General features: G+C 59.7%; 17 protein-coding genes. 5 read left to right on the top strand and 12 right to left on the bottom strand.

Annotated features, from left to right (window positions below; all coding sequences use genetic code 11):
- Positions 1–69 precede the first annotated feature (69 nt).
- On the top strand, positions 70–372 hold the full coding sequence (locus AB4P96_RS28910) for a PsiF family protein (RefSeq protein WP_017136785.1): 303 nt from the start codon (positions 70–72) through the stop codon (positions 370–372).
- Between the two features lie 234 nt (positions 373–606).
- Positions 607–1,620, top strand: coding sequence for an AI-2E family transporter (locus tag AB4P96_RS28905; RefSeq protein ID WP_138449249.1), 1,014 nt, complete (start codon positions 607–609; stop codon positions 1,618–1,620).
- 123 nt (positions 1,621–1,743) lie between these two features.
- Here AB4P96_RS28905 and AB4P96_RS28900 read toward each other — a convergent pair whose 3' ends face one another.
- Complete coding sequence (locus AB4P96_RS28900; RefSeq protein WP_176991761.1) at positions 1,744–3,018, bottom strand: Hsp70 family protein; 1,275 nt, start codon at positions 3,016–3,018, stop codon at positions 1,744–1,746.
- Positions 3,019–3,256: 238 nt separating this feature from the next.
- Here AB4P96_RS28900 and AB4P96_RS28895 point away from each other — a divergent pair, with 238 nt between their 5' ends.
- Entirely contained in the window at positions 3,257–4,195 is a 939-nt protein-coding gene (locus AB4P96_RS28895) for a DnaJ C-terminal domain-containing protein (RefSeq protein ID WP_017136782.1), read from the top strand.
- Between the two features lie 103 nt (positions 4,196–4,298).
- Positions 4,299–10,313 (top strand): NEL-type E3 ubiquitin ligase domain-containing protein, encoded by a 6,015-nt coding sequence (locus AB4P96_RS28890; protein ID WP_395600358.1) that lies wholly within the window; start codon positions 4,299–4,301, stop codon positions 10,311–10,313.
- Here AB4P96_RS28890 and ureC read toward each other — a convergent pair.
- The 11 genes from ureC to urtA form a co-directional block, all read right to left on the bottom strand.
- Positions 10,310–12,010, bottom strand: a complete 1,701-nt coding sequence (gene ureC / locus AB4P96_RS28885; protein WP_395600357.1) for an urease subunit alpha — start codon at positions 12,008–12,010, stop codon at positions 10,310–10,312. The two genes, AB4P96_RS28890 and ureC, sit on opposite strands and share 4 nt — an antisense overlap.
- A 113-nt stretch (positions 12,011–12,123) precedes the next feature.
- A complete protein-coding gene (locus AB4P96_RS28880) occupies positions 12,124–12,429 on the bottom strand; it encodes an urease subunit beta (protein WP_099548117.1) in 306 nt (101 codons plus the stop codon).
- On the bottom strand, positions 12,426–12,959 hold the full coding sequence (locus tag AB4P96_RS28875) for a GNAT family N-acetyltransferase (protein ID WP_099548118.1): 534 nt from the start codon (positions 12,957–12,959) through the stop codon (positions 12,426–12,428). The genes AB4P96_RS28880 and AB4P96_RS28875 overlap by 4 nt, the downstream gene beginning before the upstream one ends.
- 5 nt (positions 12,960–12,964) lie before the next feature.
- A complete protein-coding gene (locus AB4P96_RS28870) occupies positions 12,965–13,477 on the bottom strand; it encodes a GNAT family N-acetyltransferase (RefSeq protein ID WP_017136778.1) in 513 nt (170 codons plus the stop codon).
- Between the two features lie 9 nt (positions 13,478–13,486).
- Complete coding sequence (gene ureA, locus AB4P96_RS28865) at positions 13,487–13,789, bottom strand: urease subunit gamma (protein ID WP_017136777.1); 303 nt, start codon at positions 13,787–13,789, stop codon at positions 13,487–13,489.
- Positions 13,790–13,948: 159 nt separating this feature from the next.
- Positions 13,949–14,788: an urease accessory protein UreD gene (locus AB4P96_RS28860; RefSeq protein WP_099548119.1), complete on the bottom strand. Its 840-nt coding sequence runs from the start codon at positions 14,786–14,788 to the stop codon at positions 13,949–13,951.
- A gap of 31 nt (positions 14,789–14,819) precedes the next feature.
- The gene (gene urtE, locus AB4P96_RS28855; RefSeq protein ID WP_065930636.1) at positions 14,820–15,518 is read right to left on the bottom strand and encodes an urea ABC transporter ATP-binding subunit UrtE; all 699 of its coding nucleotides are present in this window, start codon (positions 15,516–15,518) and stop codon (positions 14,820–14,822) included.
- A gap of 128 nt (positions 15,519–15,646) precedes the next feature.
- Complete coding sequence (gene urtD, locus AB4P96_RS28850; protein WP_170040326.1) at positions 15,647–16,480, bottom strand: urea ABC transporter ATP-binding protein UrtD; 834 nt, start codon at positions 16,478–16,480, stop codon at positions 15,647–15,649.
- Positions 16,477–17,544 carry an urea ABC transporter permease subunit UrtC gene (urtC, locus tag AB4P96_RS28845; RefSeq protein ID WP_138450633.1) on the bottom strand — a complete coding sequence of 356 codons (1,068 nt, stop codon included), beginning with the start codon at positions 17,542–17,544 and terminating at the stop codon, positions 16,477–16,479. Before urtC ends, urtD begins: the two co-directional genes overlap by 4 nt.
- Positions 17,544–19,046, bottom strand: a complete 1,503-nt coding sequence (gene urtB / locus AB4P96_RS28840) for an urea ABC transporter permease subunit UrtB (protein ID WP_099548121.1) — start codon at positions 19,044–19,046, stop codon at positions 17,544–17,546. Before urtB ends, urtC begins: the two co-directional genes overlap by 1 nt.
- A 140-nt stretch (positions 19,047–19,186) precedes the next feature.
- On the bottom strand, positions 19,187–20,452 hold the full coding sequence (urtA, locus tag AB4P96_RS28835) for an urea ABC transporter substrate-binding protein (RefSeq protein WP_395600356.1): 1,266 nt from the start codon (positions 20,450–20,452) through the stop codon (positions 19,187–19,189).
- Positions 20,453–20,751: 299 nt separating this feature from the next.
- Here urtA and AB4P96_RS28830 point away from each other — a divergent pair, with 299 nt between their 5' ends.
- Positions 20,752–26,643, top strand: coding sequence for a DUF4329 domain-containing protein (locus AB4P96_RS28830; protein ID WP_395600355.1), 5,892 nt, complete (start codon positions 20,752–20,754; stop codon positions 26,641–26,643).

The raw sequence follows: 26,643 nt of genomic DNA, 5'->3' as shown, positions 1-26,643 counted from the left end.
TGTAACAGGTTTTGACTACACTGCTGCGTAGGCCGTGCCCCTTTGGTGCGGTAACAGGGAGAAAACTCCATGAAGATGCTGCGTATTCCGTTGTTGATGATGGGCCTGCTGCTGTGTTCCCAAGGCTTCGCTGCCACAGCCCAGCAAAATAAAATGACCACCTGCAATGCACAAGCCACCACCAAGACGCTCAAAGGTGATGACCGCAAGGCCTTTATGAAGACCTGCCTGTCGGCGCCAGCTGCCAACGATGCCAAGACCCTGACCCCACAGCAGCAGAAAATGAAAGACTGCAATGCCTCGGCGAAAACCAAGGCGTTGGCTGGCGATGCGCGTAAAACCTTTATGAGCACCTGCCTCAAAGGCAGCTAACAACATAGATCCCATGTGGGAGTCGGGCTTGCTGTGGCGAGCAAGCTTGCTTGCGCTGGGGTGCGAAGCGCCCCCAAAAAAGCGGGCTCCAGCTGCGCTGTCGAACGGGAGCCAGCTCCCTCGCCACTGCAAGCCAGCTCCCACACTGACGGTGTTCACAATTCAGACCTCTCGCTTGATTCCCTCAAGGCTGGCAGACTGCCCATCCTTTAACGCCGTTCGTTTTGAGGCTGTATGCCAACGTTTTCTCAGCGTCACGTGTTGTTGCTGGTCAGTTGCGTCATCATTTTCGGCGGGCTATTGCTGGTCCTGCCGCTCAAGCTGTTGCCGAGCTTGCTGGCCGGCCTGCTGGTTTATGAACTGGTCAACATGCTTACCCCGCAGTTGCAGCGACTGATTGAAGGCCGGCGTGCGCGTTGGCTGGCAGTAGCGTTGCTGGGCACCTTGATCGTCAGCGTGTTGACCCTGATCTTTGCTGGCGCCATCAGCTTTCTGCTCCACGAAGCGGAAAACCCCGGGGCTTCCCTGGACAAATTCATGGGCGTGGTCGACCGCGCGCGCGGGCAACTGCCGCCGTTCGTCGACGCCTACCTGCCCGCCAGTGCCGCCGAGTTCCGTGTGGCCATCGGCGATTGGCTGAGCAAACACCTGAGCGAGCTGCAACTGGTCGGCAAAGACGCCGCCCACATGTTCGTCACCCTGCTGATCGGCATGGTGCTCGGCGCCATTATCGCCCTGCAGCGCGTGCCCGACCTGACCAAACGCAAACCCCTGGCCGCCGCGCTGTTCGACCGCCTGCACCTGTTGGTCCAGGCCTTTCGCAATATCGTCTTCGCCCAGATCAAGATTGCTGCACTCAACACCGCGTTTACGGCCGTGTTCCTCGCCGTGGTACTGCCGCTGTGCGGCATCCACTTGCCCTTGACCAAAACCCTGATCGTGCTGACCTTCCTGGTCGGCCTGCTGCCGGTGATCGGCAACCTGATCTCCAACACCCTGATCACCATCGTCGCGCTGTCGCTGTCGATCTGGGTGGCGGTGGCGGCGTTGGGATATCTGATCGTGATCCACAAGGTCGAATACTTCCTCAACGCGCGCATCGTCGGCGGGCAGATCAGTGCCAAATCCTGGGAATTGCTCCTGGCGATGTTGGTGTTTGAAGCCGCATTCGGCCTGCCGGGCGTGGTGGCGGGGCCGATTTATTATGCGTATTTGAAGAGTGAGTTGAAGCTGGCGGGGATGGTTTAACTGGCCCGTTAGCTCGTTCCCACGCTCTGCGTGGGAATGCTGCCCTGGACGCTCTGCGTCCGCTGTTGAAGTCGTGACGCGGAGCGTCACAGGATGCATTCCCACGCGGAGCGTGGGAACGATCTACTCCATTGCGCCGTAGCGCTTGCTCGCCTCAATCGCCAGACCGCTGCCGATACTGCCGAAGATATTGCCTTCCACATGCCGTGCATTCGGCAGCATCGCCGAGATGCTGTGGCGCAGTGCCGGAATGCCGCTGGAGCCGCCGGTGAAGAACACCGTGTCCACCTGGGCCACGCTCACCGAGGCATCGTTAAGCAGTTGCGTGACGCTGTTGCGCACACGCTCCAGCAACGCGTCGATGGACGACTCGAACAATGCCCGGCTCAGGTCGACGCTCAGGCCTTTTTCGATGCGGTCCAGGGCCACGTGGCGGCTGTCTTCGTGGGTCAGCTGGATCTTGGTTTCTTCCACTTCCATGGCCAGCCAGTGCCCGGCACGCTGTTCGATCAGCTTGAACAAGCGGTCGATGCCGCCGGTGTCTTCGATGTCGTAGCGCATGCTGCCCAAGGCCAGCTGGGATTTTTGCGAGTACACCGAGTTGATGGTGTGCCAGGTGGCCAGGTTCATGTGGTGGCTGGTGGGCATGTAGGCGCCGCTTTTCATGCGGCTGCCATAGCCGAACAGCGGCATCATGCCTTGCAGGCTCAGCTGTTTGTCGAAGTCGGTACCGCCGATGTGCACGCCGCCGGTGGCGAGGATGTCGCTTTGGCGGTTGTCGTTGTGACGACGGTCCGGCGACAGGCGCACCAGCGAGAAGTCAGACGTACCGCCGCCGATGTCGACGATCAGCACCAGCTCTTCTTTCTCGATGGTGGACTCATAGTCAAACGCGGCCGCAATCGGCTCGTACTGGAACGAGATGTCCTTGAAGCCGATCTTGCGCGCCACATCCACCAGCGTGTTTTCGGCTTCCTGGTCGGCCATCGGGTCGTCATCGACGAAGAACACCGGGCGGCCCAGCACCACTTCTTCGAACTCGCGACCGGCGTTGGCTTCGGCGCGGCTCTTGAGCTGGCCGATAAACAGCGCCAGCAGGTCGGTGAACGGCATGGCCGTGCCGAGCACGCTGGTGTCGTGCTTGATCAGCTTGGAACCCAGCAGGCTCTTGAGCGAGCGCATCAGCCGGCCTTCGTAGTTTTCCAGGTATTCGTGCAGCGCCAGGCGACCGTACACCGGGCGGCGCTCCTCGAAGTTGAAGAACACCACCGACGGCAGGGTGATCTTGTCGTCCTCCAGCGCGATAAGCGTCTCCTCGCCGGGGCGGATCCAGCCGACGGTGGAGTTGGACGTGCCGAAGTCGATGCCGCAGGCACGGGCTGGGGATGTGTTGTTCATGTCTTCCAGGTTCCGGTTAAAAAACGGCCGCGCAGTGTATGTCACTCGCGCGCAGATGCGTAGGCCGACTATCCGCTAAATCGTGCTTGAAAGTTGGGTATTTGCCCCCACATCTGTTGCATACGGCTAGCGCCGATAACACTTTGACGCACCCCCAGGCCACACCACTCAACAGGTGCAAAGCAGCGCACGTTGTGCCCCGGGCTGTGCGATCTCGATTAAGGATGGTGAACCGCCGATGGATTTCAAAGACTATTACAAGATTCTGGGTGTCGAGCCGAGCGCCGATGACAAGGAAATCAAGGCCGCCTATCGCAAGCTCGCACGCAAGTATCACCCGGACGTGAGCAAGGAAAAGGACGCCGAAGAGAAATTCAAGGACGCGTCCGAAGCCTATGAGGCGCTCAAAAGCGCCGACAAACGCGCCGAGTACGATGAGCTGCGTAAATACGGCCAGCATGGCCAGCCGTTCCAGGGGCCACCGGGCTGGCAGAGCCGTGGTGGTTATGGCGGTGGCCAGGACACGGGCGACTTCTCGGACTTCTTCAGCTCGATCTTCGGCGCGCGCGGCGACGCCTTTGGCGGCGGCCAGCGCCGTCCTACCGGGCGCAAGGGCCAGGATGTGGAGATGCAACTGAGCGTTTCCCTTGAGGAAACGCTGTCCACCGAGTCCAAGCAGATCAGCTTCCAGGTGCCGCAATACGATGCGTCTGGCCGGCATGTCAGCAATACCGTCAAGAGCCTGAATGTGAAGATTCCGGCCGGTGTGGCCGATGGCGAGCGCATCCGCCTCAAGGGCCAGGGCGCACCGGGTGTGGGCGGTGGTGCCAATGGCGACCTGTACCTGATCATCAAGTTTGCGCCGCACGCCAAGTTCGAGGTGGATGGCGAAAACCTGATCATCAACCTGCCGCTGGCCCCGTGGGAGCTGGCGTTGGGCGCGGAAGTCGCAGTGCCGACCCTTACCGGCAAGATTAACCTCAAGGTGCCGGCCGGCAGCCAGAACGGCCAACGCATGCGCGCAAAGGGCCATGGCTTGTTGAACAAGGCCGGGCAACGCGGTTATCTGTTTATCCAGCTCAAGGCTGTGATGCCTAAGGCTGGAGACGATGAGGTCAAGGCATTGTGGCAGGCGCTGGCTGAAAAGGCCGCTTTCGACCCCCGTGAGCACTTCTGAACGAGCTGACCCGATGAGTTTTCGAGCTTGCTAAATAGTTAGCTCCAGCAAAAAAACGCACTGCATAGGATGACAATCTTTCTCACCACAAGGTTGTCATCCCATGCTCGAACTTCAGGTTATTGCCTCCTCCACGCTCCCGCCCGGTGAACAGGGACAACACTACGAATTAATCAAACAGGCGATCCCGTCCTGCCTGGTCAGCAGTTCACCTGAGCGGCGCCAGGCCCTCAAACAGACCCCCGCGAATATCCCCTCTTGGTACGACGCCACGTCTCAATCGCAGAAGGATCAGCTCAAGACGCTGTTGGAGAGCCGTTGCCACTCCCTGAATGAGCTGGAGAAATCCCTAAGCAAAGTCCAGGCGCTGGAAGCATTCGCCCAGCCGTTATTGGAAGCGGCATTAAAGGCTGCCGGTTATGCGCTGGACGTCAATCAAACCTGGTTGCGCCTGTATGTTCCGGTTGAAGACGCCTTTGGCAAAAAAACCGGCGGTTCCAGGGTCAAGACGTTCTCCTTGCTCAAGGCTGCCCTGGGCAACTTTGAGGCGCGGGAGGCCGAGGACGGTTTTTACGATAGCGTTTCGGGATTTATCACCGAGCCGGATACTCGCGAGCACTTTGAACGCCACACCACGACCCTGAAAATTCATGAGTTCGCCCAGTTATGCCGTGATCTCGATTTGGGGAGTCAATACCAGGCTCACCTCAGGGCGCAGTTGATACCTGATGATGTACGGTCCCGTGCCGAGTTTCGGGATCGCTTCATCCGCCATCAGAAAGATGCCTTCAAGGCGGCGGCGTATCTGGCCTTGCTCAAGGGTGATATCGGTGCCACCGATTACACGTTGCTGATGCGTGTGACGGCTGGCGAAAAGCACATCGTGATCGGCAACCAGCCGGTCGGTTACTGCTGCTTGAGCCTGATGAACCTGCACCTGCATGACTGCCTGATCATCGCCCCATGCGCCAAGCAGCGTTATTCGAGCTGGGTTATCGTCTATATTCCTGACCACCTCGAGCACCCCATCAAGCGTTATGAAACGTTTAATGAGTTTCGCAACGAATTGACTGATCACCTGACCGCGAGCGTCAGCGAGGGTGCCGACCGCTCCAAGGGGGTACAAACCACGCAATACCAGCAGCTTTTTGCCCAGTTTGTAGCCTATAAGGATCGCGCTTACTACTACCGCAGGCTGACCGAACTCGTGGTGGATGCGCCACCGCAACCGTTCGGTTCACAGGCGCTGCGTTCGGAATGGGGGCGTTTACTGACGGCCCCATTCTTTTCCTCCGGCTCGTCGCTGGGGGAGCCGCAACCGACCGTACGCGTTCCGATAAAAGCCCCCGAATTCAATATTCAGGCCATCGAAATCGCTGGCCTCTGGCGGGCTGCGGACTTGTGGGTGTATCGCCATGCCAGTCTGCGCACGCGACTGTTTAACGATGCCCAACACCAGGCCGTGAGCACTGAGGCTGCTGACAAGGCATCGAGTTCAAGGCGTGCAGCCCATTACCTGAGTATCGGCATGTTCGGCCTGAACCTGGTGGGGATGGCCGTGCCACCCTTGGGCCTGGTGATGGCCGGGGTGATGGCCGGTCAGCTGCTTTACGAGGTCTTTGAGGGTGCGGTCGAACTCAGTGAAGGCGACCGCGAGGCAGGTTGGGCGCATGTTACCGACGTGGTGGAAAACCTGGCGACTCTGGCGGCGCAGGCGGTGGCGTTGCGCTTCACAGTGTCACCCTTCATTGAACGGCTCAAAGCCGTCACGTTGCCCGGCGGCAAGATCCGCCTGTGGAAGCCTGATCTTGCGCCCTATAAGGTGCCTGTCGAGCTGGCCACAGGCGCCAAGCCAGACGCTTTGGGCCTTTACTCCCACGACGGCCAGTTGATTTTGCACCATGAGGGTGACCACTATCGAGTTGGGCAGGACCCCGTCACTGGGCAGTATCGCATCCAGCACCCCAGCCGCCCTGATGCGTATGAGCCGCAGTTGGAGCATAACCATGCTGGCGCCTGGAGCCATGAAATCGAGCAACCGCTGACCTGGGACAAACCGACCCTGATGAGGCGCCTGGGGCTGGAACAGCGTGGGCTTGACTCCGCGACGCTGGAACAAGCCCGTATGGCCAGCGGTGTCGAGGAAGACGTCTTGCGCCAGACCTTTGTTGAGCATGACCCGGTGCCTTTGTTGTTGGATGACACGATCCAGCACTTCAAGGCTCATCAGGCACTGACGACGTTTGTCGAGCAATTGAGAAGCAGCGACTCGGCCGTCTATGCCCAGGCGGACCTCACGCTGCTGCTGCAAATCATGCGTCGACGAGGGATGTTGCCTGATGCGCCGCTGCGGGTCATGGACAGCCACAACAGGATTTTGTGGGAGGAGACCTTCGCAGCTGCCCCCAAACGCGTAGTGGTGGTCGGTGACAACCAGTTGGCGAGCGGTGAGTGGCTCAATGAGGTGCTGTTCAGCTTGCAAGGCGTGGACCCCACGCTCCGGGACATCCCTGGCAGTGCCGAAGAGTCGCTGGCGGTGCGGGCCGGCAAGCTGCGTGAACACATCGCCAATGTCGTCGATACCTTTAAGGGCTCGCTGGTCGAAGAGCGCTATCAAGCCTTGAATGCCACGAACGATCCTGATGTGCGCCTGCTCATGGCGACTTACCCCAGGCTGCCAGCGTCGATGGCTACTGAGTTGCTCAGAAGGCTGAGCGTTGAACAGTTGCACACCTTTCGAGATACCGGGTTTCTGCCCCAGGAACGTATTGAGCAGGCGAGGTGGCTTGAGCAGGAAACCCGGGTATCGCGTGCCTATGAAGGCCTGCACCTGGACACTCTGGCAAGCATCGACAGCCAGCGCCTCGCCTTGCGCACTTTGGAAACCTTGCCTGGATGGCAGCGTGGAACGCGGGTGGAGTTGCGTCACTACTCGGCCCAAGGCACGTTGCTGGATGCTATCGGTTCCCCGGATTCAACCACCACCAAGGCCCTGGTGCTCAAGGACAATGGTTTATTCGAGGCGCCCATGCCCAGGGACTTCTTTGGGGCAACCTGGGACCTGTTGTCCACCGCCGAACGCCAGAGCCTCGGGTTCACCGATGCACAGCAGTTGAAGACAGCGATCCAGCAGTCGCCTTTGCCTCGTGAGCCGCTGCGCACGGTGTTGCTGGAGCATCCGGTGCGCAAACCGACGATTGATTCGACGCTGAGATTACTCGGTGGTGGCGGCGGGTCCAGCCGACAGGCGGCCAGTGATGTCGATAGCGATGTCGATTTAGTACACGAGCAGGTCACCGATCTGTTCCCTTTGATGGACGAGGAGGCAGTCAATGCGTTTGTCCGCACTTTGGGCGACGACGTCGAGGGTGGGTTGAAACACTGGAAGGCTGAGTTCAAAACGTTTACGAGGGAGTTGGATGCCTGGGTTTACGCCAGTGGGCCGCCGCGTGCTGATGGTTGGGATGCCGATTTTCCCGGTGCGTCCGATATCGCGCGCGAGATCAAGAGTCACTGGCGGCTTATGAGTGAAGGCCCCCTGAAGCTGATGATGAGGGGCGATCTGGAACTACCACTGCTAAGCGTCGACTTCAGCCATGTTGAGGGGCTTGAGATCTACGGTAGCGGCTGGACCGGCAAGACTGATGCTTTCCTTACATCGTTCACCCACGTCAAGCATTTGGCCCTGATCGGTTGCCGGCTTACCGAGTTACCCAGTGCTATCGGTGAAATGCGCTACCTGACTTCGTTGAACCTGACCGGTAATAATCTTGAGTTGACTCCACCAACCAGCCGTATGCTGAGCAACCTCAGCGCCCTTGTCACGCTTGATCTGCGCAGCAACCCGCTGGGTGCTGCCCCCGATGTCAGCGGTATGCCAAATCTGGTGGAGTTGAACCTCAGTAACACGCAGATTGAGCAGTGGCCCTCGGGATTAACCGCACTGACTGGATTGAGACGTATCGATTTGTCCGAAAACCGCCTGCAGGAGGTTCCACCACAGCATTTGACACCACCGCCTGAGCAGCTTGAAGCGATCGTTCGGACAAACAACGTCGTCATGCTTGAGCACAATAAGTTTCCTGCCGACTATTGGCAGCAGTTCGATCGCTACTGGGAGACCTTGACGCGCACGCGGCCCGAACTTTTGCAAGGCGCCCTTGATGGCGCCTTTTACAGTGGTAATCCAAGGCTCAGGGTCATGCAGGAACTCTATCCCGACAACAGCGTGCAAACTTCTCGGAAGATGATTTGGGCGCTGGGCGAGCGCGCCGATGCAGAGTTGGCCCAGCGTGAGCAGGAATTCAAAGCGTTCAAGCGTCAGTTAAAAGCCTGGAACCTCTCCAACGAGCGTCAGAGTAACGAGCGCGTCGGGCGAAATGAGCGCCTGCTGGAGTTCAACGATCGTGATCGCGCCAGGCAACGCATCATGAGCTGCTGGAGGGCGGGTAATCCCCTCGTTTTGAGCAACGACGCCACACTCATCGACGTCGAACTGGACCTCAGTGGGTTGCGCCTGTCGAGCCTGCCCGACCTTGGCGCGAATTTCATTCGCCCGACGTCACTGAAACTGAACCGCCTGAACCTGCGTACGTCACCAGAAGGTTTCCTGGCGCACTGCCAAGGTGTGCGCTGGCTGGACATGTCGGATAACCATTTGTTCGAGTTGCCGCCTGCCGTGGGGAATATGAACGAGTTGGCCCGTTTGTCGCTGCAAAACAACCGAATCCGATTGACTGCCGAGTCGGCTGCCTTACTGTCCTCGCGAGCGACACTCAGTGACTTGATGCTCAATGATAACCCCCTCGGCCTGACGCCGGATTTCAGCCAAATGACGGATTTGCGTACCTTGCAGATGAAAAATACAGGGATTGATACCTGGCCTGCGGGGTTGGTTGAACGAACGAACCTGCTATGGGTAGATCTGAGCCAAAACAGTATTACCACTATCCCGGACTCAGTCATTGCACCGTTGGATGAGCAATTGGCGCAGACGGAACGCGTGACTCGTGTGACGGATATCGGCGAGAACCCTTTGACCGAGCAAACCCGGCAACAAGTCCGCGAACACAGCCGGCGCCTTGAGGAGGCTGGGCTGATGTCTGAGGGTCTTCCGAACATGCTACGGTTGACGGCTGATATTGCCCCTAACCGTGTGGCTCCCACAGCTGGCGCGCAGGATCCATTTCTGCGTTGGGCCCAAGGCATGTCCACGCAAGAGGCGAGTAGCAAACGGCCCCTATGGGTGGCGTTGGAGCGCGCTCCGAGGGCTGCCCCGTTTTTCGACATCCTTGAGCGTCTGGAACCGGCGGGTGCCGGCCACGCCGACTTGCAGCGCCGCGTCTGGGAAGTGATCGAAAGCATCACCCAGGACACCGTCGAATCGGAAACCCTGCGCAAGGAACTCCTCGACCTGGCCGGTGAGCCAGGATGTTGCGACCTTGCGGCTTTCTCCTTCAGCAACCTGGAAGTGCGCACAATGGCCTACAAGGCTCGTTTGCAGGCCACGGATCAGACCCAGGGCGTGCAACTGGCAAGGTTATCCAGAGGTTTGTTCCGCCTGCACGAAGTGGACAAGATCGCGTCGGCGGATATCCAGCGCAGCGAGGCCATCGTCAATGACCCCCGCGTGTCGGTAGCCAATAAGGTGCCCCATACCCAGCGCCTGGCCGAAGAGGTTGAAATTCGACTGGCGTATCGTTACGGCCTCAAGGATCGGCTCCAGCTACCGGGGCAGCCGCAGCAGGTCAGGTATATCAACTTGGGCGGCGTGACCGCATCGATGCTCGATACTGCCTATGACACGATCAAAGCCCTGGATAACTCCGCGCAAGAGCTTCAGGCGCTGCTGTCCAGGGGCTTTTGGCAGGATTACCTGACCGGTAAATACGCCGTGCAATTTGACGCTCTGCGCCATCCCTTGCACGATCAGCTGGCGGACTTGCGGAGCAGGTTTGAATCCAACGCGATCACCGAGGCACTTTATAAGCATCGGTCCGGCGAACTGCAGTTGCAATTGCAGATTAAAGACGCCGCGCTGATCGAGACGCTGACCCGTCAGGAGTTGCTCGATCATCCGCTGGACGTGGCTGAGGGTGTCGGCCCCCGTGCGACCTAAAACAAAAAGTAGCGCTGGGCCATGGGCAATACATCAGCCGGTTCGCACCACAACAACTGGCCGTCGGCCTTGACCTGATAAGTCTGCGGGTCAACCTCGATATCCGGCAGGTAATCGTTGTGGATCAGGTCGGTTTTCTGCACATCGCGGCAGCCCTTGACCACGGCAATCTGCTTTTTTAACCCCAGGGCCTCGGGCAACCCGGCGTCCTGGGCGGCCTGGCTGATGAAGGTCAGGCTGGTGGCGTGCAACGAGCTGCCGAAGCTGGCGAACATCGGGCGATAGTGCACCGGCTGCGGCGTGGGGATCGAGGCGTTGGCGTCACCCATCAGGCTTGAGGCAATCGCGCCGCCCTTGAGGATCAAGGTCGGCTTGATGCCGAAAAACGCCGGGCGCCACAGCACCAGGTCGGCCCACTTGCCCACTTCGATCGAGCCGACGATATGGCTGACGCCGTGGGTAATCGCCGGGTTGATGGTGTACTTGGCGATATAGCGCTTGGCGCGGAAGTTGTCATTGCTCGGGCCGTCGCCGGGCAAAGGGCCGCGCTGCTTTTTCATTTTGTCAGCGGTCTGCCAGGTGCGCGTGATCACTTCGCCGACACGGCCCATGGCCTGGCTGTCGGAGCTGATCATCGAGAACGCGCCCAAATCGTGCAGGATATCTTCGGCGGCAATGGTCTCGCGGCGGATGCGGCTTTCGGCGAAGGCCACATCTTCGGCGATGCTCGGGTCCAGGTGATGGCAGACCATCAACATGTCCAGGTGCTCATCGATGGTGTTGCGCGTGAACGGCCGCGTCGGGTTGGTGGAACTGGGCAGCACGTTGGCGAAGCCGCAGGCCTTGATGATGTCCGGCGCGTGGCCGCCACCGGCACCTTCGGTGTGGTAGGTGTGGATGGTGCGACCCTTGAGCGCGGCCAGGGTGGTTTCGACGAAGCCGGATTCGTTGAGCGTGTCACTGTGGATCGCCACCTGCACGTCGTACTGGTCGGCCACGTTCAGGCAGTTGTCGATGCTGGCGGGCGTGGTGCCCCAGTCTTCGTGCAGCTTCAAACCGATGGCCCCGGCCTTGACCTGCTCGATCAACGGTTCCGGCAAGCTGGCATTGCCTTTGCCGGTAAAACCGATGTTCATCGGGAACGAATCGCTGGCTTGCAGCATGCGCGCCAGGTGCCACGGGCCGGAGGTGCAGGTGGTGGCGTTGGTGCCGGTCGCAGGGCCGGTGCCGCCGCCGATCATGGTGGTGACGCCGCTGGTCAGCGCTTCTTCGATCTGCTGCGGGCAAATGAAGTGCACGTGGCTGTCGATGCCGCCGGCGGTGAGGATCATGCCTTCACCGGCAATCACCTCGGTGCTGGCGCCGATGGCCATGGTCACGCCGGGCTGGATATCCGGGTTGCCGGCCTTGCCGATCGCATGAATGCGGCCGTTTTTCAGGCCGACGTCGGCCTTCACGATGCCCCAGTGGTCGATGATCAGCGCATTGGTGATCAAGGTGTCGACCACTTCATGGGCGAGCAGTTGGCTCTGGCCCTGGCCGTCGCGGATAACTTTGCCGCCGCCGAATTTGACTTCTTCACCGTAGACGGTGAAGTCCTGTTCGACTTCGACGAACAGGTCGGTGTCGGCCAGGCGGACCTTGTCACCGACGGTGGGGCCGTACATGTCGGCGTAGGCTTGGCGGCTGATCTTCATGTGTGTATGCCCTGAAAAATAGGTGTTGAATGTGATATCGCTATCGCAGGCAAGCCAGCTCCCACAGGGGAACGCATTCCAACTGTGGGAGCTGGCTTGCCTGCGATGAGGCCCTAAAGGTCGCCCATGATCCGTCCGGCAAACCCGAACACCCGCCGCCCCCCGCTCAAATCCACCAACTCGATCTCGCGACTTTGCCCTGGCTCAAACCGCACTGCCGTGCCCGCCGGAATATTCAAACGCATGCCACGGCTGGCGGCGCGATCAAAGGTCAGCGCATCGTTGGTCTCGAAAAAATGGTAGTGCGAGCCCACCTGAATCGGCCGGTCGCCGCTGTTGGCTACGCTGAGGGTGAGGGTGCGCCGGCCGACGTTGAGTTCGATGTCACCAGGCTGGATCTGATATTCACCAGGAATCATGCAGGTTGCCCCAGGGTCTTGAAATAGATGGCGGTCGGGGTGTAGCGCCCGTCCGGGCTTTGGCAGTAGTCGGGCAACTCACCTATCTTGGTGTAGCGCAGCGACTGGTAAAAGGCTTCGGCGCCGGAGCCGGCCTCGGTGTCCAGGTACAGCAGGCCGCGCTTGTGCTGGCGCGCGGCGAGTTCCAGGCTGTTCATCAGCTGTTGGCCCAGGCCATGGCGGCGGGCGCTGCTGTGTACCAGCAACTTTTGCACTTCGGCGCGGTTCAGGCCGTTGGCTTTCAGGCACAGCGCCAGTTGCACGCTGGCGATCACTTGCTCATCGCGTACCACCACCCACAGCAGCAGGCTGCCCTCTTCGATACTTGCCTGCACGCCGCTCAAATAGGTGCGGGCCTGGGCGTCATCGAAGTCAGCCATAAAGCCGATTGAAGCGCCGTGCTTTACCGCGTCCAGCAACAGCTCAATCAAACCCAGGCGGTAGTGGGCAAAACTTTCAGCATTGACTCGACGCAGTTGCGTAGCGCTCATCGATCTCACTCCTTGGGCGGTTCGGCGCCCGGATTCAACGTCAGTTGCATAAAGGTCAGGTCCAGCCAGCGGCCGAACTTGATGCCCACTTGCGGCATTTGCCCGGTGGTGATGAAACCCAGGCGCTCATGCAGGCGAATAGACGCCTGGTTGCCGCTTTCGATAGCCGCGACCATCACGTGCTTGCCGCAGGTTGCGGCGCGCTCGATCAGCGCTTGCATCAGTCGCGGGCCGAGGCCTTTGCCGCGTTGGTCATTGCGCACGTACACCGAGTGCTCAACGCTGTAGCGAAAACCTTCGAACGGGCGCCAATCGCCGAATGAGGCGTAGCCGGTGACTTCATCGTTTTCCACCGCCACCAGAATCGGATAGCCCTGGGTTTGACGCGCAGCGAACCAGGCCTGACGGTTGGCCAGGTCCACCGGTTGCTCGTTCCAGATGGCCGTGGTGTTGAGCACCGCATCGTTGTAGATGTCGCGGATCGCCGGCAGGTCTTGCTCGGTAGCATCACGAATCATGGCTGGGCCTCACGCGATTGGCTGGTGGACGGTCACCAGCTTGGTGCCATCGGGGAAGGTGGCTTCCACCTGGATATCCGGGATCATTTCCGGGATGCCTTCCATCACTTGCTCGCGGCTGAGCAGGGTGGTGCCGTAGTGCATCAACTCGGCCACGGTGCGGCCATCGCGGGCACCTTCCATCAGCGCGGCCGAGATATAGGCGATGGTTTCCGGGTAGTTGAGCTTCACACCCCGCGCCAAGCGGCGCTCGGCCACCAGGCCAGCAGTGAAGATCAGCAGTTTGTCTTTTTCCCGTGGGGTCAAATCCATGGTTCAAGGTCCTTCAAACAGCATTCATAAAAACACCGCAGATCCCCTGTGGAAACAGGCTTGTGTGGGAGCTGGCTTGCCTGCGATAGCGGTGTATCAGGCACACCGCCATCGCAGGCAAGCCAGCTCCCACATAAACTCAGTTCCACAGGTTGATCTTCATGTGCTCCAGATTCTGGGTGGAACCGCTTCTCGCCCAAGCACACTCGGACGTAACAATTTCCATAAATCAATCAGCCAACCCCGCGCCAGCAGCGCCTCACTGGCCAGGCAGCGGGCGACCAGCAAGCCGGGCAGTTGGGTCAGGTCGCCGCGAATCGCATGGGGCAGGGCGCGGCAGGTTTCCAATAATTGAGGGTCTATATCGCCGGTCAGCAACAGCGTGGCAAACACCGGTTGCCCGTCCAGCCCGATGGGTGAGTCGAGCAAACCGTCGGCGCCTACAATGCGCTGGCGCTCATGCCAGAGCAACTGGCCGTCGCGGCGAATATCCAGGTGCGATTGAAAGTGGCCCAGGTCAAAACGTTCACCACTGGCCGGGCGGCCAAGGGCGATCACGTCCCAGTAGAACAGCCGGGCATCGCCTTGCAGGTCGATGCGCGTGCTGAGTTCGGCCTGGGCAGCGCTGAACACGATGGTTTCCTGGGGCAGCCATTCCAGGGTCGCACCAGCTTCCACGGTGAGGTCGAGTGTTTGATAGGCCGGGCCGCTGGCGCGATACCACTTGGCCGCACCGGGGCTGGTCAGTTGCGCCCATGCGCCTGCACCCACGTGTGCACTGATGTCCAGGCGGTCCCCGCCGGCTATCCCGCCTGGCGGGTGGACGATGATGTGCTGGCACACCTCGGGGCCTTCGGCGTACAAGTGCTTTTGCACCCGCAGCGGGCCGAGGTGGCGGCGCATTACCGGGCGCGTGGTGTCGCCGAAGCGCGCGTAGCCGAGTTCCAGCTCGGCATGCCAGCTGGGGGTGAACAGGGCAGGGGTAACGGGCAGGTTCATGTTTTTTTACTTATCGTCAGGACACAACAGATTAAATCGTAACCAGCCCGCGCACACCCTCGCTTTCCATATTTTCACCTCGGCCCTGCTGCACGATTTCACCACGAGACATCACCAGGTACTGGTCGGCCAGTTCGGCGGCAAAGTCGTAGAACTGCTCCACCAAAAGGATCGCCATATCACCGCGTGCCGCGAGCTTTTTGATCACTGCACCGATCTCCTTGATGACTGACGGCTGGATGCCCTCGGTAGGCTCGTCGAGAATCAACAGGCGCGGGCGGCTGGCCAATGCGCGGCCAATTGCTAACTGCTGCTGTTGACCGCCGGACAGGTCGCCACCGCGCCGATGTTTCATCTGCAGCAATACGGGGAACAGTTCATAGATAAACGCCGGGACTTCCTTGGCTTCGGAGCCTGGGAAGCGCGAGAGCCCCATCAACAGGTTTTCTTCCACCGTCAGCCGTCCGAAAATCTCCCGGCCCTGGGGCACGTAGGCGATGCCCGCATGCACGCGCTGGTGCGGCTTGAAGCCGGTGATGGCCTTGCCTTCCCAATTCACCGCGCCGTCTTTGGCCGGCAGCAAACCCATCAGGCATTTGAGCAAGGTGGTCTTGCCCACGCCGTTACGGCCGAGCAGGCAGGTGACTTCGCCAATCTTCACGTCAAATGAGAGCCCGCGCAGGATGTGGCTACCACCGTAGTACTGGTGCAGCTTGTCGACTTGCAGCATGTTCAAAACCTCCTCAATTCCCCACTGAGGGAACTGGATCAAATGTGGGAGCTGGCTTGCCTGCGATGGCGGTGTATCAGGCTCACCGCTATCGCAGGCAAGCCAGCTCCCACATAAAGCGGTGCGCGTCAGCGACCGAGGTAAACCTCGATAACGCGCTCGTTTTCCTGCACCTGTGCAAGCGACCCTTCGGCCAGCACGCTGCCCTGGTGCAACACGGTCACGTGGTCGGCAATCGAACCGACAAACCCCATGTCGTGTTCCACCACCATCAGCGAATGCTTGCCCGCCAGGCGCTTGAACAGCTCGGCGGTGAACTCGGTTTCGGCGTCGGTCATGCCCGCCACTGGTTCATCCAGCAGCAACAGTTGCGGGTCCTGCATCAGCAACATGCCGATTTCCAGGAACTGCTTCTGCCCGTGGGACAGCAACCCCGCCGGGCGCTGTGCCGAGGCGGTCAGGCGGATGGTATCGAGCACTTCCTCTATGCGGTCTTTCTGCTCACCGCTCAGACGTGCGCGCAGGCTGGCCCATACCGACTTGTCAGTCTTTTGCGCCAGCTCCAGGTTTTCGAACACGCTCAGGGCTTCGAACACCGTGGGCTTCTGGAACTTGCGGCCAATGCCGGCCTGGGCGATCTGCACTTCGCTCATGCTGGTCAAGTCGAGAGTTTCGCCAAACCAGGCCTTGCCGTGGCTGGGGCGGGTCTTGCCGGTGATCACGTCCATCAGTGTGGTCTTGCCCGCGCCGTTGGGGCCGATGATGCAGCGCAACTCGCCGACGCCGATATACAGGTTCAAGTCATTGAGCGCCTTGAAGCCATCGAAGCTGACGCTGATGTCTTCCAGGGTCAGGATGGTGCCGTGGCGGGTGTTCAGGCCCTTGCCGGCAGCCTGGCCGATACCGATGGCATCGCGGCCGCTGCCTGCATCGAAAATAGGTTCAAGCATGACGTTCCTCATTTCTTCAGCAGGCCGATGATGCCCTTGGGCAGGTACAGCGTGACGATGATGAACAGCGCCCCAAGGAAGAACAGCCAGTATTCCGGGAAAGCCACGGTGAACCAGCTCTTCATGCCATTGACCACACCGGCGCCCAGCAACGGCCCGATCAAGGTGCCGCGCCCGCCCAGGGCCACCCACACGGCGGCTTCGATGGAGTTGGTCGGCGACATTTCGCTGGGGTTGATGATGCCCACTTGCGGCACATACAACGCGCCTGCCAAACCACACAGCACTGCACTCAACACCCACACAAACAGCTTGAAGCCACGTGGGTCGTAGCCGCAGAACATCAGGCGGTTCTCGGCGTCACGCAATGCCGTCAGCACGCGGCCGAACTTGCTCTGCGCCAGGCGCCAGCCGGTGTACAAACTGGCGACCAGCAACAGTACGGTGGCCACAAACAGCACCGCCCGCGTGCCCGGCTCGGTGATGCCAAAGCCCAGAATGCTGCGAAAGTTTGTGAAGCCGTTATTGCCGCCAAACCCGGTTTCGTTGCGGAAAAACAGCAGCATCCCGGCAAAGGTCAACGCCTGGGTCATGATCGAGAAATACACGCCCTTGATCCGCGAACGAAAGGCGAAGAACCCGAATACCAACGCCAATAAACCGGGTGCCAATACCACCAGGCACATGGCCCAGAGGAAGTGCTCGGTGCCGACCCAATACCACGGCAATTCGGTCCACGACAAAAAGGTCATGAACGCCGGCAACTCATCGCCGGACGCCTGGCGCATCAGGTACATGCCCATCGCATAACCGCCGAGGGCAAAGAACAAACCGTGGCCGAGGGACAACATCCCCGCATAGCCCCACACCAGATCCAGCGCGAGGGCGACGATGGCGTAGCAGAGGATCTTGCCCACCAGCGTCAGGGTGTAGGCCGAGACGTAAAACGGATTTGCCGGCGACAGCAGCGAGCACAAAGGCAGCGCCAGCAGCAGGACCAAAATCACCGTACCCACCGCTATCGTGATCTTGGGGCCGGCCTTTTGCGCGGCGGTAAGCATCAATGGCTGGTTCATCAGTCGATCACCCGTCCTTTCAGTGCAAAGAGTCCTTGCGGGCGTTTCTGGATAAACAGAATGATCAGCGCGAGGATCAGGATCTTGCCGAGCACGGCGCCGATCTGCGGTTCAAGAATCTTGTTGGCGATGCCCAGCCCGAAGGCGGCCATCACGCTACCGGCCAACTGGCCGACGCCGCCGAGCACCACCACCAGGAACGAGTCGATGATGTAGCTCTGGCCCAGGTCCGGGCCGACGTTGCCGATCTGGCTCAGCGCCACACCACCCAGGCCCGCGATACCGGAGCCAAGGCCAAAGGCGAGCATGTCCACACGCCCGGTGGGCACGCCGCAGCAGGCGGCCATGTTGCGGTTCTGGGTGACGGCGCGCACGTTGAGGCCCAGGCGCGTCTTGTTCAGCAGCAGCCAGGTCAGCACTACCACGCACAGGGCAAAGGCGATGATCACGATGCGGTTGTACGGCAGCACCAGGTTGGGCAGCACTTGAATGCCGCCGGACAACCATTCGGGGTTGGCGACTTCGACGTTCTGCGCACCGAACACCAGGCGCACCAGCTGGATCAGCATCAGGCTGATGCCCCAGGTGGCCAGCAGGGTTTCCAGCGGCCGCCCGTAGAGGTGGCGAATCACCGTGCGCTCCAGCGCCATGCCAATCGCGGCAGTCACAAAGAAAGCCACCGGCAGCGCAATCAGCGGGTAGAACTCGATGGCCGACGGTACGTAGCGCTGCATCATCAACTGCACCACATACGTGGAGTAAGCGCCGAGCATCAGCATCTCGCCGTGGGCCATGTTGATCACGCCAAGCAGGCCGAAGGTGATCGCCAGGCCCAGGGCCGCGAGCAGTAGGATCGAACCCAAAGACATGCCACTGAAAGCCTGGCCGAGGATCTCGCCGAACATCAATTTGCGTTTGACCTGAGCCAGGCTGGTCTCGGCGGCGGTGTGCACGGCGGCATCGGTTTCGACACCGGGAGCCAGCAGCGCCTCAAGGCGTGTGCGCGCCAGCGGGTCACCGGTACTGCCTAGCAGGCGCACGGCGGCGAGGCGAATGACCGGGTCGGGGTCGACCAGTTGCAGGTTGGCCAGGGCCAGGCTCAACGCGGTGTGCACGGCCTCGTTGGTCTCGGCGGCGACTTGCTGGTCAAGGAATTTGAGCTGCGCAGGTTGTGCGCTTTTTTGCAGGGTTTGCGCAGCAGCGAGGCGCACCTTGGGGTCGGCGGCGAGCAGTTGCTGGCTGGCTTGCACGTTGTCGATCAAGCCGCGCAGGCGGTTGTTCAGGCGCACGGTTTTGGTTTCGCCGTTGACGTTAAGTTGGCCTTGTTGCAGCGCGTCCACCAGCTCGATGCGCGCCGGGTCGGGCTGGGCGGCCCAGTCCTGGAGCAGCTTGGCTTGTTGCATCGGGTTGGCGTTGATGAAGTCTTCGGCGTCGCTGGCGTGTGCGGCAAAGGGCAGCAACAGCAGGGCGGCGAGGATGAGGCGGTAAAGGGCAGTGGGCATAGTCTTGGGCCTTGCTCGAACAAATGTGGGAGCTGGCTTGCCTGCGATGGCGGTGTATCAGATACACCCAGTTGTCTGCATCGCAGGCAAGCCAGCTCCCACAGGGTGTGTGTCAGCCTTAAGGGCCGACACCCCTCGGATCAGTTGCTCTTCACGGCATAGTCCGGCTTTTTTTCATTACCCGGAATGTACGGGCTCCACGGTTGGGCGCGGATCGGCTTCTCGGTCTGCCATACCACCGAGAACTGCCCGTCGGCCTGGATCTCGCCGATCATTACCGGCTTGTGCAGGTGGTGGTTGGTCTTGTCCATGGTCAGGGTGAAGCCCGACGGCGCGGCGAAGGTCTGGCCGGCCATGGCTTCACGGACTTTGTCGACATCGGTGGATTTGGCTTTCTCAACCGCCTGTGCCCACATATGGATGCCTACGTAGGTGGCTTCCATCGGGTCGTTGGTCACGGCTTTGTCCGCGCCTGGCAGGTTGTGGGCTTTGGCGTAGGCCTTCCAGTCCGCAACGAATTTCTTGTTCACCGGGTTCTCCACGGACTGGAAGTAGTTCCAGGCCGCGAGGTTGCCCACCAGTGGCTTGGTGTCGATGCCGCGCAGTTCTTCTTCACCCACGGAGAACGCCACCACTGGCACGTCGGTGGCTTTCAAGCCCTGGTTGGCCAGCTCTTTGTAGAACGGCACGTTGGAGTCGCCATTCACGGTGGAGATCACTGCGGTTTTGCCGCCAGCCGAGAACTTCTTGATGTTGGCGACGATGGTCTGGTAATCGCTATGGCCGAACGGGGTATAGACCTCTTCAATATCTTTATCCGCTACGCCTTTGGAATGCAGGAACGAACGCAGGATCTTGTTGGTGGTGCGTGGGTACACATAATCGGTACCGAGCAGGAAGAAACGCTTGGCGCCGCCACCTTCTTCGCTCATCAGGTATTCCACGGCCGGGATCGCCTGCTGGTTAGGCGCTGCACCGGTATAGAACACGTTCGGCGACATCTCTTCACCTTCGTATTGCACCGGATAGAACAGCAGACCGTTGAGTTCTTCGAACACCGGCAATACCGATTTACGTGACACCGAGGTCCAGCAGCCAAACACCACGGCAACCTTGTCCTGGGTCAGCAACTGCCGGCCTTTTTCGGCAAACAGCGGCCAGTTCGACGCCGGGTCCACCACCACTGGCTCCAACATCTTGCCGTTCACACCGCCCTTGGCGTTGATCTCGTCGATGGTCATCAAGGCCATGTCTTTAAGCGAAGTTTCGGAGATTGCCATGGTGCCGGACAGCGAGTGCAGGATGCCGACCTTGATGGTCTCTGCGGCCTGGATGGTCCAGGTCAAACCCATGGCGGCAATGGATGCCGACAAAGTGAAAGCCTTGATCAAGCTACGACGCTTCATGGTGCGATCTCCGTAAACCGATAGTGTTGTGGGGCAGATACACAGGGCTTTGCAAAGGCTGTGCCTGCGCCGTGCAGTACCGGTTTCAGGGCGCTAAGGCGCCAGTCGCTGTCGCATGGCGCACCAGTGTGGCGCCGCTAAAGCGGCCCCGTGCAGGGCAAGCCTCAAAACGGGGCATCGCGTGAGGGCGTACTTGTTGGGGTGCCTATTTGGCACCCCAGGTCGCCTGCCATTGCCGAAGATGGGCTTTATGGCCGCCAATCCTGGCGCCATGAAGCCTGTCATAGGAAGGTGATGCGATGGCACGAGTCAAACGTGGCTGGTTTGGGGCAGACCCCAAGCCAGAGGTGGAGTTGCCCCCGGTTGGGCCGGGGTTTGTCAGCATGGATGATGCGGCCCGGTATGCCCATCACCAGATGGGTGGCGCGCAGGACAAGGAGTATGGCGGGGTCATTATGCAAAGCCTGGCCGACGATCTGTTTTACGCGACCGACCCCATTGAGGGCGGCGAGAATTTTTTTGATGTGGGCACGGTTCTCAACGAGGACAGTAATAAGCGGCTCCTGCATCCCGAGGGCTATCGGTGCGTGGCGGATTATCACTCGCACCCGGACTTTTTCACCCAGTACAAAAGCAACAACCCTGAGCTTTCAGATCGTCAGATCAAGGCGCTGAACAGCTTTTATTCCGAGCCTGACTTGATCGGCAATATTCTGGATCCGGTATTTTTCAGCGCCTTCTATGTGTCCGGCCCTGATGGTTCGTTGTTCAAGCACGTCCCCACCCGTTCGGAGGTCGAGCGGCGTTTTGCCGTGTGGCTGCGGGACAAGGAACCGTTCGGCAGGCCCGAAGGCTATGACGGTGTGGTAGAGAATCTATTCAAGAAAGTCGCCAGCGTCAGCCAGCTGTCGATTGTCGTGTCCAACGCCGTGTGGGGCGGCTCTACGGGAGAGGTGCCCCACACATGGACGCCCTACCGGGCCTTCAAAACCAAAACCCAGGAGCTGCCGCCCTGTGGCCCCGTGCAGGCGAGCCTCACCGATGCGCTCAGCCACGCTCGGGCGCGTTTGGCCGCTATGCCAGGGGCGGCCCAGTATGTGTTCCTGCTCAAGCATGATACCCAGGACTTGTATGGGGTGACCGAGCCTTCTGGCACGGTCGACCGCCAGCCCTCGGTGCAAGAGGTTTTTCCCAAGGACATGGACGGCAAACATCGCCTGCCTGCGCATTTTCACTTGATCGGTATTTGCCTGGGCAAGACGGGCTATGCGGCATTGGCCCAGACCCGGCAACCATGGCTGTACCGCAATTTCTTTTCACCCCCGGAACTGGTCCGGCACCTTTACCAGGGGCGATTGGTGCCTGAACTGCTCAAGCAGTCCGGGCTGTCGATATTTCTTAACACCGAAGATGGCGCGGTGTTGCGCTACACCTGTTCATTCTCGGCTATTGAAGCGCAGCTTTATCGTGTTGAGCCTGACGGCGCGATTGTGGATAACCAAATCGATTCGACCTTGATCGCCGGCAGCCTCAAACCGAGTGAGTTCGTGCAGCGCCTGGCGGCGGCGGGACAATTGACGGTGCTCAAGGCCAGCGCTCCCGGCAAGGGCAGCCAACTCTGGGACAAAACCGGCACGGTCGAGGCGAACTGGCGACCCTTTTCTGGCATTCCCTTACCGGTGTTCAGTCCGGCCTTTATCACCGCCGATGATGCGGCGCGTTGGGCGCATGCGGTGATCGGCCCGCGTCGTGACATTGAGTATGGTGGTGTGATCTTCAAGCGCGGCAATCGCTTCTACGCCACAGATCCCATCGCAGGAGAGCGCGTTCAATTTGATCACGGGCGCATGTTGGCCCGTGACAGTGAGGGCAAGTTCATCGCCCCTGATGATTACCAGGCCGAGGCCTTTTACCACTCTCATCCCGCCGATGCTGAGGGCATCAAGCGCGCACTTCCACACTTCACGGCGGACCAGGTGCAGGTGTTCAACAACTTCTATTCCGGTGCCGATCAACTCTTCAGCTTTGAAAAAAGAACGTTCGCCAAAGTCCACTATTTGTCCGGGCCAGATGATGTGCTGCTCAAGTATGTCAGCAGTGGCTCGATCGCTGAAAAAACGCTGGACCTGCAACTGCGCGGCGGGCCGGGTGAAACCAGCAGTGATTTCGAGCATCCCATCCGGTTGCTGGCTGCGGCGGGTGAGTTGTGGGCAGTGATTGCCAACCCGGTATGGGGAGGCGTTCGCGGGCGTATAAGCAACACATGGCGGATCAGAACGCCGGCGACCCTTGCACCGCAACAACCTTTTTTTACTCAGGTGTTTTCACGGCCTGAGCTTGCGGTGTTGCGTGCACTTTCGCTGGCGGGGAGCGAGGGCGGCCGGTGTGGCTTTGTACTCAAGCACTCCCGTGATGACGCGTATGTTGCGACGTTGGCACTGCCCAAGGGTGATCCACTGTTTTCGCCAAACCTGGTGTTTCCAAAACGCCCAGACGGCAAGCTGCGCTTGCCTTCGCAATTTCGGCTGGAAGCCATTTACTTCAGCAGTTGGTATGAGACCGGCGAAATTGCCGCCCGGGAAACCTGGCTGGCCAGTACGTTTTTCACCCCGGCGCAGGTGGTGGCCGCCACCCGTCAAGCGCGCGCAAGCCAGGACATCCAGAACCCGGCGCGTGGGTTGTCGCTGTACATGCTGGCCTCGGATTCATCGCTGTTGAGCTTCAGGGTGCCCGCAGCCACGAACACCACCGATCTGGTGCGGGAAACCGACACGGGCGAGCTAAACGATAACGGTGCTCAGGCGGCCATGCTCACCGGTACGTTGAGCCCTCGGGCTTACGTGCGCAGGGTTATTGCGGCGACGGACCTTTCGGTGGTGCAGGCCGGAGGATTGTGGCGCAAGGTCGGGAGGGTAGATAACCGCTCGAACCTGATAGAGTCGTTTTACAAGGCAACCCTTAGCCGTTCGTTTCTCTCGGCGCGCGATGCCGCGGTGTATGCCCATGAGCAAATCAACAACTGGCGTGGCGGCTACTACGGCGGTTATATACTCAAGGGCGAAGACGGCCGTTTTGTTATCACTGAGCCAGTGTCCAGTGCGGCCAACCCATTTGCCTTCACTCTGTTTTTTCCACGCGACGGTAACGGGCCGTTGATCCCGCCGGAGCCTTATGTGTTGCATGCCCGCTACGGTTCCCATACCGCTCTGTCGATGGTGAGCCCGTCCTGGGTTGCGCGGCGCGGCTGGACGCATGAGGAGGCGCAGATCAACCTGCAAGTGTTCTCCGATGATGAAATGTACTCGATCATTCCGGCCGGTCGTGTGGCGTACCTGTCGGGGGCCAGTGATTGCTTGTTGGAGTACACCCCAAATCATTCGGCGCAGGAACAGTTGCTGCTGGCCAATATCGGCCCGCAGGCGGGCGACAACAGCCTCGGCAAGCGCCTAGACAACGGGCAGATCCGGCCGGCCGACTGGGTCCGGCGGCTGGCCGAGGCGGGGGACTTCAAGATCATCCTGGGCAACCCGTTATGGGGCCAGCGTTCGGTGGTCTACAACGACTGGACGCCTAACTATTCCTACGCACCAAGATCGGGCCCACCTGACTACACCACCTACGGTGCCGTATTTGCCAGTGCCGATGAGGCGGCCCGTAACCTGCACGGACGCGTGCATGCGCGCAACTTCGCGCAGGCGGCCTGTTTTGCTTTCATCCTCAAGCATAGGGACAAGGAGCAGTACATTGCCAGCGAGGTAGTGGGCGTTGTCAGTGAGAGCGAACTGTTCAATCTCAACAGCCTGTTTGAACTTAAGCCCGAGGGGGGTTACCAGCTACCCGATGGTTTTATATTGCACGGGCTGTTTCGCTCGCAGCAATGGTCACGTGCCGGGCAAAATACGTCGAACGCCTGGTTGACGCTGTTTTTTGTCACGCCAACAGTATTGTTCTCTGCTCTTTTTGCCGCTATTCGGAGTGGCCCGAGCAACCTGTCGGTGTACTTTTCCACCCTTGATGGCGCGCTGTTGCGGTATGAGCCCCCGCGGCTTGACGTCAAAAGTGGCGGCCCGGCAGATACATTGCTGACGCAGGCGCAGCAAGCATTGGACTCCGGCGAGAAGACACCCCAGAGCTTCCTTAGTGAGTGGGCGCTGAAGGGAATGCTGCATGTGGTACGTACCAGCCAGTTCTGGGATAAAAAAGGTCAGGTCGCCCCTAGCTGGAGCAGTTACGCAACCCTGACACCGCGGCGTTTAAGCCCCTGCTTCGCGAGTGCCGACGATGCAGCCCGCTATGCAGCTGCCAGGGTGAACAACGGATACTATCGGCGTTTTGCCGGGGTGATACTCAGGCTGGGAAATGGTCTGTTTGTCTCGACTGAACCACTGGCGCTTCCACCTCAAGGGTTGGCATTACACTGGATATACCCGGATCGGGCTGCTGATTTAGCGCTTTACCCTCAGAACAGTACGATTGTTGCGCGCTATCGTTCTTTGATAGATCAAGAGGGGCCGTTGTTGTTATCCGTCGCCCAAAAAGCCATCTATAAAACCATGATACCGACTGCGGTATTGTCAAACCTGTTGCGTCGTGAGGCCCACCTTAACCGTGAATATGTGTTTGGCCCCAGTGGCTCGATCCTCAGTTACCACCTGTCGGGCTCTGCCGAGGAGGAGCGACTCAAGGATCGTCTCGCGCCACTTAACAAGGTCAAGGGTGATTACGGTGACAACAGTATTGAGCAGCAACTTCGCAGTGGCACGCTCTCGCCGCAGGACTTCATCACCGAGGTGGTGAAAGCCGGCAATCTGAGCGTGATAGAAGGCGATGGGGTATGGGGCCCGCCCAGAAAGCTGGTGGGGGATTTTGTGGCGAATATACCGCCAACCCATCCTGGGGATATTCGCGCTGTGTTCATGGACGCGCCCTGCAGCCCGATTTTCACCCGGGCGGTCGATGCCGTTCGTTACGCTCAACGCCTATGGAAGCCTCAAACCGAAGTGGCCTTCGGTTACGTACTCAAGTCGGCTAACAAACCGTTCTATAAGGCAACCCTGGCGCTTGTCAGAGACGACTTTGCTGATTTTAAACAGGTCTTTATCGACGGCCAATTGCCACAGGGCTATGTGTTTGATGGTTTGTATCTCTGTGCTTCGACCGTGGCCATCGCCGGTAGCAATGATGAAATGGCGCGCAGTTTTTTCCCGCCCCAGTACATCGCCAAGGCACTCAACGTTGTCACCTATGCACGTAACGGCAGTGCTCCGACGCTGTATCTGTTGTGCAGCGACGGTGCGCTGCTCACGTATGAGTTTCCCAAAACGGCGCCGTTGTACCCATGGACGAGCAAGGCACATATCGAACGCACACAATTGCTCGATGGCTCCCTTACGGTACGTGATTATGTGCGCCGCCTTGCGGGCGCGGGGAAGTTGTACATTCGGGTGACCAGTGAGGTCTGGGGTAAGAAAGAGAGGGTCACTGAGCATTGGGAGCCGAATGAAGCGCCTCATGCTTTCGCCGACGATCCGCATTTTCATTCGTTCTGCGGCCCGCTGTTTACTTACACCGATGATGCGGCCCGCTATGCACAAGGCTTGGTTGCACCGTTCAAGGGCAAGCAGTACCTGGGCGCTGTGCTGGTGCCGGGGCAAACGCCGGGGTACGTCGCGCTCGACCCGGTGGAAGATCAGGGTACGGGAAGTACCAGTACCCTGGAATTGTTGTTCTGGGCTGATCATGCCGGGTTTGATGTACCGCCTGAAAATACACTGAGTACCTACAAAATCGCCGCTGTGCAGGCGTTCTATAAAGCCATTGCGTCGACGTCCAGCTTTGAAGCGATAGATAAAGAACTCTTGGGTAACTTCGTTGCCAAGGACGATCTTCACGACTACGTGTCGGTAGCCAGGGCGAATGCCCCTGACGCCGAGAGTTGTTATCTGTCCTGCCGCAATGGTGCGCTGCTCAAGTACGTACCGGCGTTTACGGCATCTGAAGACCGATTGCTTGCCCCGGGTATGGCACCAGTGCCCCGTGTGTTCGTCGCGCGATTGCGAACCTTGGGCAAATTGTCAGTGCTGGTCACCGATGCCTTCTGGAGAGTTGCAGGGCCATTGGGTGAGGAGTGGAGCGAGGCAGAGCCGGAACCCGAAGAGTTCTGGTATGAACGGAATCGGGACGAACTCTGA

It is taken from the genome of Pseudomonas sp. B19125 (genome assembly GCF_044218855.1).
Lineage (GTDB): Bacteria > Pseudomonadota > Gammaproteobacteria > Pseudomonadales > Pseudomonadaceae > Aquipseudomonas > Aquipseudomonas edaphica.
This window is presented reverse-complemented; position numbering and strand designations above follow the sequence as displayed.

What these genes read in the sequence shown, in the direction of transcription:
- AB4P96_RS28910 (WP_017136785.1), top strand. Translation starts at nt 70, where the DNA reads ATGAAGATGCTGCGTATTCCGTTGTTGATGATGGGCCTGCTGCTGTGT.
- AB4P96_RS28905 (WP_138449249.1), top strand. Translation starts at nt 607, where the DNA reads ATGCCAACGTTTTCTCAGCGTCACGTGTTGTTGCTGGTCAGTTGCGTC.
- AB4P96_RS28900 (WP_176991761.1), bottom strand. Translation starts at nt 3,018, where the DNA reads ATGAACAACACATCCCCAGCCCGTGCCTGCGGCATCGACTTCGGCACG.
- AB4P96_RS28895 (WP_017136782.1), top strand. Translation starts at nt 3,257, where the DNA reads ATGGATTTCAAAGACTATTACAAGATTCTGGGTGTCGAGCCGAGCGCC.
- AB4P96_RS28890 (WP_395600358.1), top strand. Translation starts at nt 4,299, where the DNA reads ATGCTCGAACTTCAGGTTATTGCCTCCTCCACGCTCCCGCCCGGTGAA.
- ureC (WP_395600357.1), bottom strand. Translation starts at nt 12,010, where the DNA reads ATGAAGATCAGCCGCCAAGCCTACGCCGACATGTACGGCCCCACCGTC.
- AB4P96_RS28880 (WP_099548117.1), bottom strand. Translation starts at nt 12,429, where the DNA reads ATGATTCCTGGTGAATATCAGATCCAGCCTGGTGACATCGAACTCAAC.
- AB4P96_RS28875 (WP_099548118.1), bottom strand. Translation starts at nt 12,959, where the DNA reads ATGAGCGCTACGCAACTGCGTCGAGTCAATGCTGAAAGTTTTGCCCAC.
- AB4P96_RS28870 (WP_017136778.1), bottom strand. Translation starts at nt 13,477, where the DNA reads ATGATTCGTGATGCTACCGAGCAAGACCTGCCGGCGATCCGCGACATC.
- ureA (WP_017136777.1), bottom strand. Translation starts at nt 13,789, where the DNA reads ATGGATTTGACCCCACGGGAAAAAGACAAACTGCTGATCTTCACTGCT.
- AB4P96_RS28860 (WP_099548119.1), bottom strand. Translation starts at nt 14,788, where the DNA reads ATGAACCTGCCCGTTACCCCTGCCCTGTTCACCCCCAGCTGGCATGCC.
- urtE (WP_065930636.1), bottom strand. Translation starts at nt 15,518, where the DNA reads ATGCTGCAAGTCGACAAGCTGCACCAGTACTACGGTGGTAGCCACATC.
- urtD (WP_170040326.1), bottom strand. Translation starts at nt 16,480, where the DNA reads ATGAGGAACGTCATGCTTGAACCTATTTTCGATGCAGGCAGCGGCCGC.
- urtC (WP_138450633.1), bottom strand. Translation starts at nt 17,544, where the DNA reads ATGAACCAGCCATTGATGCTTACCGCCGCGCAAAAGGCCGGCCCCAAG.
- urtB (WP_099548121.1), bottom strand. Translation starts at nt 19,046, where the DNA reads ATGCCCACTGCCCTTTACCGCCTCATCCTCGCCGCCCTGCTGTTGCTG.
- urtA (WP_395600356.1), bottom strand. Translation starts at nt 20,452, where the DNA reads ATGAAGCGTCGTAGCTTGATCAAGGCTTTCACTTTGTCGGCATCCATT.
- AB4P96_RS28830 (WP_395600355.1), top strand. Translation starts at nt 20,752, where the DNA reads ATGGCACGAGTCAAACGTGGCTGGTTTGGGGCAGACCCCAAGCCAGAG.